Origin of the sequence: Rectinema subterraneum (assembly GCA_009768935.1) — a bacterium.
Classification (GTDB): domain Bacteria; phylum Spirochaetota; class Spirochaetia; order Treponematales; family Rectinemataceae; genus Rectinema; species Rectinema subterraneum.
Window position 1 is genome coordinate 1 of sequence record WESA01000024.1, and the last position, 15041, is coordinate 15041.

A 15041-nucleotide genomic window follows, 5' to 3' on the forward strand; every position below is an offset into this window, starting at 1 on the left:
TGGCAAATCCGATTTTCGTTTCGGGTGCTTTAAGCATATTCCTTGCACAGGTATTGAAAGCGATCCTCGCGTTCCTCAAGCGGCACAAACTCAAGGCTAAAGAAATTGCTTTTATTATGCTCTGGAAAACGGGCGGAATGCCCTCAAGCCATTCGGCGCTGGTGGTTTCGCTGTCGGCAGCGATCGCCTTCGTTGAGGGTTTCGATTCCTTGTTCGTTTTGTCATTTTTCCTGGGCCTTATTGTGATTCGGGATGCGCTGGGTGTCCGGAGATCGGCCGGTCTTCAATCGAAAGCGCTCAATATTCTGGGAAAGCAGATGTCGGAGCGTTTCAATATCGCATTCACGCCAGTAAAGGAAATCCATGGCCATCGCTGGCAGGAAGTAGTAGTGGGTGCTGTTCTCGGCATGGCAGTCTCGATTCTCGTCTGCTGGAATTACATTTTTCATGCTGTATCCTCTTCATTGCAATGAAGGAATCGTGTAGTATTACTGAGTCGACGAGGCCTTTTAGGAGAAAATTTTTCAATGCAGAGCTTCAGAGTAGTACTGGGAATGTACAATAGCTTACCCTACAACGCATCAGACACGCTCTATGAGCAAGCATATCAAGGGGCGTGGCGTCCTTTTCTCTCCGGGCTGTACAAGTTTCCTTCAATAAAGGCCGTTATTCATTTCCCCGGAAATATTTTCGCATGGATTGAACAGAATCATCCCGAATACCTGTATTTGCTCATCGAAATGGTCCGTAAAGGCCAGATTGAACTCTTAGGAGGAGGCTTTTACAGCCCGCTTGCGCCGCTTGTCAGCACGCAGGACATGACGGGGCAAGTAGAAGCGCTCAGTGCATTTATCCGAAAGACGATCGGAAAGCGCCCTTCAGGAGCCTGGCTGTATGAATATTCCTGGACTTCTTCCTTGCCCGCAATCCTTCAGAATTCCAAGATTCAGTACACATTTCTGCCGGCAGCGCAGTTCAAGGAAATAGCGCCGGAAAATCTCTCATGCCAGCCTGTGGCTTCGGAAGATCACAGGAAGATGGTTCTGATCTACCCGGCATTCGAATCGCATTCCGACGATAGCGCATTCGTTCCATATGAGGCTACCCTTTTAAAACTTCAACAGGATAACCCTCAAATCAGCGCATTCGTGATTATGGCAGATGGCAATGCCATATCAAGCACATGGGAGCGGAGCGGCCTTGAATCGCCCGATGTCTTGTTCGAGCGCAGCTTCGCGTGGTTCCAGAAAAACTGTCTTGAATATGATACGATTACCGCTTCCCAGCTCTACAAATCTTCAAAAGCGGCGCGGACAATCTATTTTGCTCAATGCTATTCAAGACGTTTCAGGGATTACTGCGAACGCATCATCCAAAAAGCTGACATTCCACGTTTTGAATGTGTTCAAATATCGAAGCAATCGGTTGTCGATCATCCTCTTGTGCACCTGCTGTACCAAAAGCTGAATTTTGTTTCAGCAATGACCAATCTGTTCAGAGGAGACAAATCGAGAAAAAAGGCTTCGCTGGACGATATCTGGCGAGCACAAAGCGGCGAGCTGTTCTGGGTCAGCCCAACCGGAGGCATTTTGCGTTCCGAAGCCCGGCTTGGTGCCTACGCCTCGCTGATAGAAGCAGAAAAAACAATTCGCCAGAATCGTTTCCATCATTTCATGGCATATGATGATCTTGATTTTGATGGCATCAAGGAAGTGCTCTATCAATCGTCCGTATATAATTGCTATCTGAAATCGGACAGTGCTTCGGTCGCCGAGCTCGATTCGCTGCGCACGGGAAGAAATTATGCATGCGGCTGGAACGCGGAACATTTCTCGACCGGCTGCTTCAAAGACGAAATACGCGCTGCAGGTACTTTCGAAACACGATTATTTCCGGACTATGAAGCATGGAATTTGGTCGAAAATGCCAAAGAATCCCTCAATGCAACATTCTACCGAGAGTTCCATGGCAAAATAGATAATCTTGGCGCTTTTTTCGGCTGCCGAAAGAGCTATCAATTCGAAAATGATTACTTCAGCATAAATTATGAACTAACCAACAAAGGAAGCAATCCATTTCCCATCCGGTTCTGCACGATTTCGGAAATCATTGCGCTGCCTTCCCTAAAAGATCATAAGGTACAAACGCTTGCGCATCGCCAATCCCGGCAATTGCCGGCCGATCAATCTTTTGCTGCCGACGCAATTGATGGTGTGGAGATAGGAGATGTGCTCGGTGCGGAAAAGATGATTATTCGATCCGATAATCCTTTTTCGCTGGACGGAGTTCCCAATTTCGCCGAAAGTCCGAAAGATGGCCGCTTTATTACAGAAAAGGAAGCACAAGATGCACGGATTTTCGAAGGCTTCACATTGACCATCGGCTGGGATTTTTCACTTCCTCCTGAAGGGACAGTGCTATTTTCGGTTTCAGTGCATATTGAACACTGAGCGCGTCTTGCTTTTCGATGTCAAAGGGGTCTTGTAGATTGAAAGCGATTTTCTTTACAATTGGTGCAATATGGAATTGAAGCAGTTCCCTTCAAATCTCTATGGCCTGCAAATTCATCTCGTAGGAGCTAAAGGCACTGGGATGACTGCCCTCGCTGAAATTCTTCATAGCCGCGGTGCACTCCTCACTGGCAGTGATGTGCCCGATGTTTTCTATACGGACAGCATTCTCCGCGCGCTGAATGTGAAATTGTTCGAGAATTTTGACGCAAAGCATATTCCGGATGCATGTGATCTAGTTATTTACTCTGCTGCATATTCTCGCGATGCAAATCCGGAACTCAAAGCCGCCGCGGCACACAACATCCCGATATACAGCTACCCTGAAGTGTTGGGAGCCCTTTCTCTGCACAGCACATCGGCAGGGATCGCCGGAGTGCATGGAAAGACCACGACAACCGCGCTCACCGGCATTCTAATGGAAGCCTTGTCGATGCCCGCGACTGTCCTTGCTGGTTCTGCGATCTCCAATTTTAACAATCGATGTACCCTTATTCAGGGAGATACTTACTTCATTGCAGAAACATGCGAGTACCGCAAACATTTTCTCAATTTCAAGCCTTCCTGGATTGTGCTTACTTCTGTAGAGAGCGATCACCAGGATTATTTTCCGACCTATGAAAGCATACGCGATGCCTTCGTTGAGTATGTTCTGTCTCTTCCCTCGGGCGGGACACTGATTTTTTGTGCCGATGAAAAAGGCGCAACTGAAGTTGCAGACATTGCCCTACAACAAAGGAAAGACATCAATTTTGTTGAGTATGGTTTTTCAGCTCAAGGAAAATGGAAAATTCGCTCCTTGCGGACACTCGCAGGAACAAATACTTTTATTACAGGGAATTATCCTGTAGACATTTCGCTTCATGTGCCGGGGCAGCATCTGGTTCTGGACGCAGTTGCGGCGCTTGCGCTTGCTGACTCGATTTTCAAGGCTGAAACATCTCGCGATATCGAACCTCATGAATGGAAAATGATGGCAAACGCATTATCGTCCTTCCGCGGATCGAAGCGCCGAAGCGAAGTAGTTGGTGAATATGGGGGGATCCTGATCATAGACGATTACGGGCATCACCCGACTGCAATTGCTGCAACTATAGAAGGAATAAAGAAGTTCTGGCCTCATCGCCGCCTTGTTGTAGATTTTATGTCGCATACCTACACCAGGACAATCGCCCTGCAGGATGCTTTTGTCGCTGCGCTCGATCAAGCCGACGCTGTCGTGATGCACAAGATCTATGCCTCTGCGCGCGAACAACCGATTCAGGATTTCGATGGCCAGAAATTGTTCCAGAAGCTGTGCGAAAGGCGCAAGGATCTTGATCTGCTTGTACCGGATGATAGTCATTTAGCAGCGACTTCGATCGGTCATGGCGAAAGCACCTTGCGAGCGCGGACAGGATTTGCGCTGTACACAGAAGAGCCGCTCGATGCGCTGCCAATGCTAGAAAAAAAATTGAAGCCAGGTGATATTTTTCTAACAATGGGCGCTGGAGACAACTGGAAATTGGGCAGAGCTCTTGCAGAACTTCTTGAAAACAAAAAAGCCATTAAGCACGGACCTGAAAGGAAGCACACGGAATGAAGAGCATGACGGGATTTGCGCATCGAACAATCTCCGCAAAAGGATTTCTGGGAAGCATTACGCTGAAATCATACAATAACCGCTTTTTTGACTTGTCGCTTTCCATTCCGGCTTCGGCTTCAGGAATCGAACCGAATATACGCGAATTTCTTGGTTCGAGGATATCGAGGGGAAAAATCGAGTGCACTCTCAGGTTGAAAAAGACAGAAGCGACCCTTGATGACATCACAATGAATTTCCAGTCAGCAAAAACCCTCACCGAACAGCTTCGCAACCTTGCACTAGCCTGCGGCTTAAATGATACGCCTTCGCTCGATGTGCTCACGCGCTTCCCCGGCGTCATCGAGCTGAATACTGATATCGATGAATCGGAATTATGGCAGATTTTGTTCCCGACCATGGAAGAAACATGGCGAGAATTCGAAGAAAGCAGAATAAGAGAAGGCCTTGCGACGCAGCAAAACATTACAAACCAGATGAACAGGTTTACATCGAAACTCGACGAAATAGAACAGAACGCAGGCCAGCTCGAACAGCTTGTGCACGACCAGATAACCGCCAGATTCAAAGAATTGCTTGGAGATAACTACGATGAAAGCCGGGTCTTGCAGGAATTGGCAGTGCAACTGGTGCGGCTCACCATAAACGAAGAGATTCAGCGCCTGAAAGCGCACATCTCGGCTTTTAAGGCAATTGCTGCCGAGCCCTCTTGCGGCAAAAAACTGGATTTTCTCTGCCAGGAAATGAACAGGGAAGTCAACACAATCGGATCGAAGAACATGCTCGTCGCCGTTTCTCTGGCGGTCGTTGAGATGAAAGACGCGCTCGAAAACATCAGAGAGCAGCTCAGGAATGTGGAGTGATCGCGCTATGGGAATAATTGCGATTTCAGGAAAGTCGGGGTGCGGAAATACAACTGTGTCGCGCATGGTCGCTGACAGGCTCGGATATACACCTGTAAATTACACATTTCGGACAATGGCAGCCGAAATGGGCATGCCTCTGGAAGAGCTGTTCAGAAAAGCGCAAGAAAGCCTTGAATATGACCGAAAGCTCGATGAGCATCAAACCATGCTCGCCCGAAAAGGCAACACAGTCATAGGCTCCCGTCTTGCAATGTGGATGGTGCCTGAAGCCGATCTGAAAGTATATCTCAAAGCAAGCCCTTCGGTCCGCGTAAGCAGGATTTTTGCGCGGGAGGGTGGAGACAGAAAAGAAATCGAACGCTTCACACTCGAGCGAGATGCAAGAGACAGACAGCGCTATCTAGCTCTCTACAATATCGATATCGATGATGTATCGGTTGCTCATTTAGTCATCGATACCGAGCGATGGTCAGCATCCCAGGTGGCTGACATCATAATAGATGCCTATAACATTTCTCTATACGGGGAACAGCATGGAAAAATCAGATGACAGGCCTGTCGCATTGGTGACAGGAGCCACGAGCGGCCTCGGTCTTGCTATCGCACAATCATTCATAGATGCAGGTTTTATCGTATTTGGAGCAGGCAGAAGGCAGAATCCTGAAAACCTGCCCGCCGGACTCATCTATGTCCGCACCGATGTCACCTCAAATGATTCGGTTGAGGAATGCAGAAACTACATTCTTTCGAATGCTGGACGTATCGATGTTCTTGTATGCGGAGCAGGCTCAGGCATCAGCGGCTCAATTGAAGACACGCCAATATCCGAAGCGCAAGCCCAGCTCGATGTCAATTTTTTCGGGGTTGTGAGAACAGTTCAGGCTTTTCTTCCCGCAATGCGGCAGCAGAAAAGCGGCAAAATCATTGTAATTGGCTCTATTGCGGGAAGGATAGGCATGCCGTTTCAGGCCTTTTATTCTGCGAGCAAATTTGCGCTCGAAGGTTTTGTTGAATCTTTGCGTCATGAAATACGAGCGTTCAATATTCAGGCATGCATCGTGGAGCCTGGGGATTTCAGAACCGGATTCACAAGCGCGCGGCGCAAGCTGGTGCGCCCGGGGAGCGCCTATACAAGCCAGTTTGAAAAGGCTATTGGCGTCCAGGAGCATGATGAATTGCACGGGGCACTTCCTGCGCTGGCTGGCAAAAGGATCGTGCAATTGGCGAGCGCGCGCAGCTTGCCAGTCCGGGTAACCATTGGGCCTCTTTTCGAGCGCTTTGCAGTCTGGGTCAGACGAATCCTTCCTGACAGTTGGTTTGAAGCTTTTTATAAAATCTATTACAAGCTCTAGGCCTCGCGGCAAAAGCAAATCTGCAGTATGATAGTCCTCGGAACATGAAGTGGAAAGGAGCGCCTCCATGGGAATTGAAAAAAAGCATTTCGGTACACTTGCAAGCGGCGAAGATGTTTCTCTCTACGTGCTGAAAGCTGGCGATTTTCTCGCTGCATTCACCGATTATGGGGCGACATGGGTCAGCTTCATCATGCCAGATGCGCATGGCAGCTTCGATGATATTCTTCTTGGGTTTTCGACGCTTTCCGGATATGCGGGCAAACATCCGTATTTTGGTTCAACAGTAGGGCGCTTTGCGAACAGAATCGGCGGTGCAAGATTTGAACTTGATGGCAAGGAATACAAGCTGTGGGCCAACAACAACCGAAATCATCTGCACGGCGGCAGGCGCGGTTTTGACAAATATTTATGGAATGGAGAATTGTCATCAATTTCAGGCGATCCTGCCCTCATGCTGACGCGAGAAAGCCCCGATGGCGAAGAAGGATATCCTGGAACACTGGCAGTAGAATTAACCGTGAGCCTTTCGCCGTCTGGAAGTCTGCGCTTACGCTATCAAGCAAAAACAGACAAAAAAACCCTGGTCAGCCTCACAAATCATGCCTATTTCAACCTTGCTGGCGAAGGCAATGGCACGATTCTTGATCACGAGCTTTTGATGCACTCAAGCATGTATCTTCCCGTGGACAGCGAATTGATCCCGACAGGCGCAATTGCTTCTGTTGATGGCACTCCGCTGGATTTCCGGACGATGAAACCGATCGGGAAGGAAATCAGGAATGCAAATGATGGTTTTGATTTCTGCTTTATCATAGACAAAGAATATTCGCCTCTCAAACCTTTTGCTGAAATAAGGGAGCCCAAGTCTGGCCGAATAATGACCGCAGCGACAACCTTGCCGGCTGTGCAATTCTATACAGGCAATAATCTGAATGGCATAGCTGGCAAGCGCGGCTCTGTCTACGATCGGCATTCCGCTTTCTGCCTTGAGACCGAAATGTACCCGGATTCTCCACATCATCCAAACTTTCCCTCTGCCTTTCTCCTGCCTGGAGAAAAGTGGGAGCATGAGACTATATATAATTTTAGTGTAATGAAATAAATAGATATTGGAGGAGTTAGAAATGCTGGAAGATCTCGCAAAACCGATTCAGGATCTAAAAGAGGAAATTATCGATATTTGGGGGCGTCTTTGACGCAGCCGCTATAGAAGAAAAAATTCGCAGCAAAGAAGCACAAACATCAGAGACAGACTTCTGGTCGGATCAGAATCGAGCTAAAAGAGTGCTCGCCGAAATAAAAACCCTGAAAGAGCGCCTGGAGTCATGGAAAAAACTGCACGACGACATTCTCGGGCTCGAGGAAATGTACGAGCTTGTTCGGGATGAAGGGCATCAGGACATGGAGGGGGAACTGCTTGCAAATCTCAATGATATCAGAAATCGTTTCGATAAAGCGCTGATCCTGGAGCTCCTGTCCGGAGAAGCAGACCGAAATGATGCTTTTTTGACCATTCATGCAGGATCAGGCGGTACTGAAGCTTGCGACTGGGCGAGCATGCTGTATCGCATGTATACGCGATGGGCGGAGAGGCACGACTTCAAAGTAGAAACTCTGGATTTTCTTGAAGCAGAAGGCGGCATAAAATCCGTAACAATTCAGATATCGGGTGAGTATGCATATGGCTATCTCAAAGGCGAAACGGGCGTCCACAGATTGGTAAGAATTTCACCTTTCGATGCAAACGCGCGCAGGCATACCTCTTTCGCTTCTGTGTCGGTGATGCCAGTGCTCGATGACTCCATAGAAATTGATATACGACCTGAAGATATTCGAATCGATACCTATCGGGCAGGCGGCGCCGGCGGCCAGAAAGTCAATAAAACCGACTCTGCGGTGCGGATTACCCACCTGGCAACCGGCATTGTCGTGACATGCCAAAATGAACGCAGCCAGTACAAGAACAAGGATGTCGCAATGAGCATCCTCAAGTCGAGGCTGTACGAATATTACAAAGCCGAGCGCGACAAAGAGACAGCCAAGTTTGCCGGCGAAAAAAAGGAAATCGCATGGGGTTCTCAAATCAGATCCTATGTATTCCAGCCTTATACTATGGTAAAGGATCACCGGAACAAATTTTCGGTCGGAAATGTCCAGGCAGTAATGGATGGTGATATTGATCCTTTCCTTGATGCCTATCTTCATTGGCAGTGGAAAGGTGGAACCATCGTCGAAGGAGAAGATGAAGACATTTAAAGGATCAGCCCTGTTGGCAGCTCTGGTTTTTCTCTTTCTGACGAGCAATGTGTTCTGCCAGACTGTCCCTGCAAACATAGCGCTTGCATTCCCTGTTCGGATTGAAATGTCAGCGCTCAATCACCTGATCGCAGAAAATTCAAGCGAATGGGATATCTGGGCATCCGTTCGGCAGGGGCTCGCATCCAATCAGACGCTCTCCAATGGAAGCCCCTTGCCTGAAGCAGGCAGCTTCGTGCGTTTGCTCAAAGAATCATTCCAGACGAGAATTGAAACTCGCAGCATTGCTGTTCTCGATCTTGATGCTATGAAGGTGCTTGGAGAGAAATCGAATTCGACACTGCTTGAAGCAGGAGAACTCAAGGGTGCTCAATTTTTTGTCTGCACGGTTTATGCGGTTGAAGGAAGCGCATTCCGGTTTGGTATGGCATTGCTGGAGAAATCCGGGAAAGGCTCCACATACTTCAGCGACCCTGTAGATGTATTCAGTATATCCAAAGCGGTGCAGGCAGCCACTGAAAGCATGATTTTGCGCGGCACATTCTCTGCAAAGACAGTAATCGCACCTTCGATGGCAAATGCTTCCGCGAACCTTCCAAAAACAGAGCCATGGATTCTCAAATCCCGCTATGAGAAAGCAAATAATACCTTCAAATTCGCTATAGGAGGCGTTTCTATAAGCCTTTCTGCGGCATTTCTGAGCGCGGGGCTGTGGCAGACATACCAGGAAGCAGCCATTCGAAACTCTGCATTCAATAGTGCTGTTACCATTTCAGGCATAGCGGCCGGCGCGAGCATTGCTGCAACTGCAGTTTTTCTAACAGCAGCAATATGGAATGCCGTAACAATATTGCAGACAACTCGCTGAAAACAGGATTATCGGAGAAAATATGAAATTTGCTGAAAAGATCAAAGCATTATTTCGCAGAAACAAGCTCAGCGAAGAGACATTCGAAGACCTTGCCGATCTGCTTATCGAAGGCGATATGGGTGCAGCTCTTGCATTCGAGATCGTGGACTCTCTCAAAGCTGCCTGCAAGAAAGAAGGTATTTCTGATCCTGATGCGGCAAAGGCAAAGCTGAAGGAGCTATTGCGCCCCTATATTAAAACCGCAACCTTTGAACTCGACCCTGGCAAGCTCAACATTGTGCTCATTCTCGGTGTGAATGGGGTAGGCAAGACTACGAGCTGCGCGAAACTTGCGCAATGGGCGGGTCGCCAATACCCTGGCAACAATGTAATCCTCGCCGCGGGAGATACGTTTCGCGCAGCAGCAATCGATCAGCTCAAGATTCATGGCGAAAGACTCGGCATACGCGTCGTCGCCCAGCAGCATGGTTCCGACCCAGGAGCGGTGCTTTGGGATGCCATCGATGCTGCCGCAGCTGCTGGCGCTCAGCTTGTCATCGCGGACACCGCTGGCCGCATGCATACGCGATCCGACCTTGTAAAAGAACTCGCAAAACTCGATCGGGTGGTGAGTCAGAGAGCAGACCAGGCTAATTACCGAAAACTTCTGGTGCTCGATGCGACAACTGGCCAGAACGCGATGCGGCAAGCGGAAACTTTTCACGAGGCCGTGAAGGTTGATGGTGTCATAATGACGAAGTACGATTCCACTTCAAAAGGCGGAATGATTATAGCGGTAAGCCGGCAATTTGGCCTTCCGACCCTCTTTCTGGGCACGGGAGAGAAATACGAGAACCTGCAGCCTTTCAATATAGATGCGTATCTCGAGGATTTCGTCGGTGAGTAGGCGCTGAAATGGCAGCGAACGAGCATGGCACATTCGAGCCCCTGCAGACACGAAAAAGAGCCGGATTTATGGCGCTTTTTCGCATTGCAATTCGCTGGACTATAACAGGCCGCAAAACCTCGCACCGTACAAGCTTTCTGTTTTCTGTTATTGGCATAGCTGCAGGCATCGTTGCGCTGATCGTCGTAATGAGCGTGATGAATGGCTTCCAGCGGCAGTATATCGATTCGCTGCTTGAAACAAGCAGTTTTCATGTTCGCATCATGCCGGAAAGTTCTGACCCTTCGATTCTTGCGCAATCGCTACGCGAGAATTCACTTGTTCGATCTGTCACTCCTTTCATCGAGACAAATTTGCTTGCCGAAGGAGCAGAAGGGCGTCAAAATGTTGTACGCGCAATGTGGATAAGCCCTCAGGACTTGGGCGCTGACAAAGGTTTCTGCAATGCATTGCATATATCCGAAAGGGCGGCAGAAGATGGTATTCGCCAGGGAATCATGATCGGCACGGAAACTGCGCGCCTTCTGGGTATGTACAATGGGCAGAATCTTGTGCTGCGCGGGGCGGTTGTCAACCCTGATGAAGGAGTTCAGCAATATGAGATTGCATTGCCTGTCGGAGGGCTTTTCAAATCTGGGTATTACGAAATCGATGCAGGGCTCGTAATTCTTCCCATGGCCTCTGCTTCGAAACTCAAAACCTTGCCTGCTTCTCTCGTTCTTGGCATAAAGCTGAAGAATCCGGAAAAAGTAGACCAGTTTATCGCTTCGCTTGCGCATACGCCAGGGATAGGCCGAACAGAATCCTGGAGAGACTATAACCGCAGCTTTTTCAGCGCGCTCCGCACCGAAAAGGTTGTCATGTTCATCCTGGTAAGCATCATTTTTGCGGTCGTCGCGATCAATATCCATTATGCAATGCGGCGGAATATTGCCAGAAAATCGAGAGAGCTGGCAATTCTGGCCGCTATAGGCACTGACCGCCGTTCCATAGGCAGCATCTTCATGCTTGAAGGGCTCATGGCAGGCATTCTGGGTGCGCTCGGCGGAATCGGCATCGGCATACCGCTCGCAAAGAACATTGACCATGTCATAAATTTCGCTGTCGGTATTGCGGAAGCAGTTGTGTCGTTCCTGTATCGCGTGGGCATTGCAAAGAGCGTACCTGATCTGAGCCTGTTCTCTCCGACGATTTTCTATATCGAAAGCATCCCGTCTCGCGTGTACGCATCCGATATCGGGTTCATAGCATTTTTCGCGATTCTGTTTCCGGCACTCGCCGTTTACGCTGCATACCGGCGTTTCAGAAATGCATCCCCACTGGAGGTATTGAGAAGTGAGTGAGCCGATAATTTTCTGCGAGAACCTGACAAAAACCTTTTCTTCCAGCGCGGAAGTGCTCAGAATTCTGGATAACGCTGATTTTGTGCTCGAAAAAGGCAAAGCATGCACCATTCTCGGGCCAAGCGGATCAGGCAAAAGCACTTTCCTTGCCATCCTGGGCAGCCTCGAACGGTTCGATTCCGGAACGGTAAAGATTGCCGGTTACGATCTTGGCCAGGCGCAGGAAAAAATGCTCCATATCTTCCGCAGAGAAGTCATCGGTTTCGTCTTTCAATTCCATTTCTTGCTCAATGATTTTACCGCTCTCGAAAATGTCGCGATTCCTGCATATATGGCAGGAGTTCCGCGTGCCGAATCATGGGACAGAGCAAAAAAACTGCTCGACCTTGTCGGATTGAACAACCGCGCAACGCACTTTCCTTCGCAGCTATCCGGAGGTGAACGCCAGCGGGTGGCAATTGCGCGAGCTTTGATCAACCAGCCTTCAGTTGTTCTTGCGGATGAGCCGACCGGGAATCTCGATCCTGCAAGCGCGTCTGCCGTAAAAGAACTGCTCAAGAGCCTTCCTGAAATTGCCCGCACGACGTTGGTTCTGGTAACGCATGATCCAGAACTTGCTGGTATTGGAGACAGCTCCTATCTTCTCAAAGGGGGCCATTTCGAATGCATCAGGTGAAGAACCCAAACATTCGGCCACTCACCTTTGTAGGCTTGCGGCTGCTTTTTGGAAGGCCGGCCAACGAACAATACAATGACTTGTACCGTGCACGTCACAGCGTCTTCTGGGGTGCGGTTCTCGGCATTGGCATAAGCCTCGTTCCACTCTATATCGTGCTGTTTGTATCAAATGGCATGATTCAGGGAATCACGGACAGATATCTCGAAACAAAAACCAGCCATTTGCAGATGAGCCTGCCTTTTAGCTTCGATGCCACGCAACGGAATGCATTGACCCAGGACGTTTCGCGCATGCCTGGTATCATTTCCACATCTTTTGAAGTCGACGGAATCGGGCTTGCCGCCTCGCAAAATGGTTCGACGTCCGCACAAATCAGGGGCCTGGATGGAGCAGTATTGCAAGACAAAGGATTCAATCGCTTCATTTCGGTCGACGAAGGGCAAATGTACCCGAACCGACAGAATGAAGTAGTTCTAGGGCGATATCTCGCGCGGAAGCTGGAAGTAAAAACAGGCGACAGCGTGACCCTTATCACGCTGAGGAGCAACGACAGCACAAACTACCTCCCGAAGCTTGCTGTTTTTCGTGTAGCAGGCATAATCTCCAGCGGCTATCGCGAACTGGATGCAAACTGGTTCATTATCCAGAGCGATGCTGCTCTACGGCTGCTCAATTCGGCGACCGCGTATGCATTCATGGGCATCAAGATCAGTAAGCCATATGGATCGGATCTCGATCGTATCGCGAGCGAAGTATCCCGTGCAGGCCAGAAATACGGACTTACTAGCGAACAGGGCGCGCGCGTGCGCACATGGCGAGAAATCGAAAAAAGCCTATTTCAATCGTTTTCGAGTACAAGATCTGTGCTCGTTCTTATAATGGTGATTGCCATTATCGTCGCCGCACTGAATCTGGCATCTGCGCTTACAACCTTTGTCATCGAACACAGGGCAGAAATTGCGATAATTCGATCCTTCGGCGTTTCGCGGACACAGGCAGCACTCATTTTTCTCCTTGGCGGCACCGCGACCGGTGCTATTGGATGCATTGCGGGAAGCCTTGCCGGAATAGCGATTTCGATATTCATAAACCAGATCATCAGCGGCATGCAGGCCATTTTGGGCTTTGCAAGCAGATTGCTGTCAGCAGACCGCCAAACAATCCAATTGCTCAATCCGGATTATTATCTTGAGCATATTCCCATCACCATGGACTGGAGATTTGTGGTTTTGATACTGCTTTCAGGAATCGCTCTCAGTGCAATTGCATCAATCCTGCCAGCGATGAAATCGACATCTATCGCGCCTGCCGAGCTTATCCGCCATGAATAGCGTTTTATATATGCTGTCAAGAAAGGGTGCAGAAAATTCAATCATGTGATACAATTTGTGCGTCTATTAGGATGGAGGGATATCAGCGATGGCAAAAAGACAAATCCGCGCAGCGGAAGAGACAGTGAGCGAACGAGAAGCCAAGTTCAGCCAAGAAAGCAATGCAGCATCAAAGCAGGATAGCGGCATCGATCCTGAAATCCAGCGCGAGAGAGATCAAAAACTGAAAGCTCTGGAAGCTGCAAAGCTCCAGATTGAAAAACAATTCGGCCAGGGCTCCCTCATGAAACTGGGAGCGCATGTTATCGCACAGGGCATCGAAGTCGTTTCTTCCGGATCCATTTTACTCGATGAGGCGCTGGGCATCGGCGGCTATCCGAGAGGCCGCATAATCGAAATCTATGGCCCCGAATCATCAGGCAAAACAACGCTCGCTTTGCATGCGATAGCCGAAGCGCAAAAAAAAGGCGGAATCGCAGCCTTTATCGATGCCGAGCACGCGCTTGATCCTGTATACGCGCGCAATCTCGGTGTCGACATCAATGAACTCTATATCTCGCAACCAGATAATGGCGAGCAGGCGCTCGATATCACTGAATCGCTCATTCGTTCGGGAGCGGTGGATATTATTGTCATTGATTCGGTCGCTGCGCTCACCCCGCAAGCTGAAATTGAAGGAGAGATGGGGGATGCCCATGTTGGGCTTCAGGCCAGACTCATGAGCCAGGCATTGCGCAAGCTCGCCGGAACCCTTTCAAAAAGCAAGACAATTCTCATTTTTATAAACCAGATACGAATGAAAATCGGCGTCATGTTCGGCAATCCGGAGACAACGACAGGCGGCAACGCATTAAAATTCTATGCTTCGGTGCGGCTTGAAGTAAGAAAAATCGAAACGATCGAGAGAGGCCAGGATGAGGAAGCGATCGGAAATAAAGTTCGCGTCAAAGTGGTCAAAAATAAAGTTGCTCCGCCTTTCCGCAAGGCAGAACTCGAAATCATTTTTGGCAAAGGGATTTCCTGGAGCGCATCGCTCCTCGATGCCGCGGTCAAATGCAATGTCATAGAGAAAAAAGGCGCCTGGTATACATGGGGCGCAGAAAAAATAGGGCAGGGCAGAGAGAATGCCAAGGCATATCTGGAGCAGTTCACCGAAGAAGCCAAGAAAATCGAGTCCCAGGTAAGGGAAATTCTGTTCCACCCTGAAAAAGCCAGCAATGCCAATCCTGATCAAGGGGCCAGCAGCGAAGCCTTCATTGCTGTCTCAGCTGATGAATTGCCCTCGGCAGATACAGCCAGCGACACCGGGCGGATAAGGGCTGAAGATTTGTTCTGAAAAAGCCTTTTTCTTGGGCAAGCCTT

The 15041-nt window shown here is 49.2% G+C and carries 14 protein-coding genes; all 14 read left to right on the forward strand.

What is annotated here, in order from left to right; genetic code table 11:
• Nucleotides 1–473: divergent PAP2 family protein (locus tag GAP13_RS07335; protein ID WP_158907673.1), on the forward strand; the 473-nt coding region annotated here is incomplete at its 5' end.
• A gap of 54 nt (nucleotides 474–527) precedes the next feature.
• Nucleotides 528–2450, forward strand: coding sequence for a glycoside hydrolase family 38 N-terminal domain-containing protein (locus tag GAP13_RS07340; protein ID WP_158907674.1), 1923 nt, complete (start codon nucleotides 528–530; stop codon nucleotides 2448–2450).
• 70 nt (nucleotides 2451–2520) lie between these two features.
• Nucleotides 2521–4092, forward strand: a complete 1572-nt coding sequence (murC, locus tag GAP13_RS07345; protein ID WP_158907675.1) for a UDP-N-acetylmuramate--L-alanine ligase — start codon at nucleotides 2521–2523, stop codon at nucleotides 4090–4092.
• Entirely contained in the window at nucleotides 4089–4955 is an 867-nt protein-coding gene (locus GAP13_RS07350) for a YicC/YloC family endoribonuclease (RefSeq protein WP_158907676.1), read from the forward strand. Before murC ends, GAP13_RS07350 begins: the two co-directional genes overlap by 4 nt.
• 7 nt (nucleotides 4956–4962) lie before the next feature.
• Nucleotides 4963–5508 (forward strand): (d)CMP kinase, encoded by a 546-nt coding sequence (cmk, locus tag GAP13_RS07355; RefSeq protein WP_241864314.1) that lies wholly within the window; start codon nucleotides 4963–4965, stop codon nucleotides 5506–5508.
• A complete protein-coding gene (locus GAP13_RS07360) occupies nucleotides 5492–6310 on the forward strand; it encodes an SDR family oxidoreductase (RefSeq protein WP_158907678.1) in 819 nt (272 codons plus the stop codon). Before cmk ends, GAP13_RS07360 begins: the two co-directional genes overlap by 17 nt.
• A 67-nt stretch (nucleotides 6311–6377) precedes the next feature.
• Nucleotides 6378–7415 (forward strand): aldose epimerase family protein, encoded by a 1038-nt coding sequence (locus tag GAP13_RS07365; protein WP_158907679.1) that lies wholly within the window; start codon nucleotides 6378–6380, stop codon nucleotides 7413–7415.
• Nucleotides 7416–7437: 22 nt separating this feature from the next.
• A protein-coding gene (gene prfB, locus GAP13_RS07370; RefSeq protein ID WP_186338831.1) for a peptide chain release factor 2 occupies nucleotides 7438–8569 on the forward strand; the annotation gives its coding sequence in 2 pieces (ribosomal slippage) (nucleotides 7438–7506 and nucleotides 7508–8569; 1131 coding nt in all).
• On the forward strand, nucleotides 8556–9437 hold the full coding sequence (locus tag GAP13_RS07375) for a hypothetical protein (protein ID WP_158907680.1): 882 nt from the start codon (nucleotides 8556–8558) through the stop codon (nucleotides 9435–9437). Before prfB ends, GAP13_RS07375 begins: the two co-directional genes overlap by 14 nt.
• A gap of 22 nt (nucleotides 9438–9459) precedes the next feature.
• A complete protein-coding gene (gene ftsY, locus GAP13_RS07380; protein WP_158907681.1) occupies nucleotides 9460–10326 on the forward strand; it encodes a signal recognition particle-docking protein FtsY in 867 nt (288 codons plus the stop codon).
• An 8-nt stretch (nucleotides 10327–10334) separates the two neighbouring features.
• Entirely contained in the window at nucleotides 10335–11669 is a 1335-nt protein-coding gene (locus tag GAP13_RS07385; RefSeq protein ID WP_158907682.1) for an ABC transporter permease, read from the forward strand.
• Entirely contained in the window at nucleotides 11662–12345 is a 684-nt protein-coding gene (locus tag GAP13_RS07390; RefSeq protein WP_158907683.1) for an ABC transporter ATP-binding protein, read from the forward strand. The genes GAP13_RS07385 and GAP13_RS07390 overlap by 8 nt, the downstream gene beginning before the upstream one ends.
• Nucleotides 12333–13679: an ABC transporter permease gene (locus GAP13_RS07395; protein WP_158907684.1), complete on the forward strand. Its 1347-nt coding sequence runs from the start codon at nucleotides 12333–12335 to the stop codon at nucleotides 13677–13679. Before GAP13_RS07390 ends, GAP13_RS07395 begins: the two co-directional genes overlap by 13 nt.
• 88 nt (nucleotides 13680–13767) lie before the next feature.
• On the forward strand, nucleotides 13768–15015 hold the full coding sequence (gene recA / locus GAP13_RS07400; RefSeq protein ID WP_158907685.1) for a recombinase RecA: 1248 nt from the start codon (nucleotides 13768–13770) through the stop codon (nucleotides 15013–15015).
• Nucleotides 15016–15041: the final 26 nt, after the last annotated feature.